This is a genomic window from Bartonella sp. MR168JLCBS (genome assembly GCF_042194175.1).
This window is the reverse complement of the sequence record NZ_JBHIMP010000275.1, coordinates 1-815: the sequence shown is the minus strand read 5'-3', so window position 1 is coordinate 815 and position 815 is coordinate 1. Positions and strand designations below refer to the sequence as shown.

Here is an 815-nt window from a genome sequence, read left to right as displayed (position 1 = left end):
TTCTGTAACAGGTGGTCATCTTGGTGCGGGGCTTGGTGTTGTGGAGCTTACTGTTGCGTTGCATTATGTTTTTAATACACCGGAAGATAGGATTATTTGGGATGTTGGTCATCAAACCTACCCTCGTAAAATTTTGACGGGGCGTAGAGATAGAATTCGCACATTGCGCCAAGAGGGTGGATTGTCAGGTTTTACGAAACGTTCAGAAAGTGTGTATGATCCATTTGGTGCGGGTCATTCTTCTACTTCTATTTCAGCTGGTCTTGGTATGACGGTGGCTAGTGCTTTGAAAGCAGAGAAAAGACGCAACATTATTGCTGTGATTGGTGATGGTGCTATGTCTGCTGGTATGGCTTATGAAGCGATGAATAACGCTGGTGCTTTGGATGCACGTCTGATTGTTATCCTTAATGATAATGATATGTCTATTGCTCCTCCTACTGGTGCAATGAGTGCGCATCTCGCACGATTGGTTTCCCGTCCTGCTTACCGTAGTTTGCGTGAACGGATAAAGATGTTCAGCAAAAAAATGCCAAAGTTTTTTTTAGATAAGGCACGTCGTTCAGAAGAATTTGCGCGTGGTTTTTTGGTTGGGGGAACTTTATTTGATGAGCTTGGCTTTTACTATGTTGGACCAATAGATGGCCATAATTTAAAGCATTTATTGCCTGTGTTGAAAAATGTTCGTGAATATCCTAATGGTCCTGTTTTGGTACATGTAGTAACCCATAAAGGGAAGGGATATGCACCTGCGGAAGCATCATCTGATAAATATCATGGTGTTAGTAGTTTTGATGTTGTTACAGGTAAACAGA

The 815-nt window shown here is 42.1% G+C and carries 1 protein-coding gene; it reads left to right on the top strand.

Features of this window, described 5'->3' with window-relative positions:
• The coding region (locus ACFIK8_RS10845) for a 1-deoxy-D-xylulose-5-phosphate synthase N-terminal domain-containing protein (protein WP_375669430.1) at positions 1 to 815 on the top strand (815 nt) is incomplete at both ends.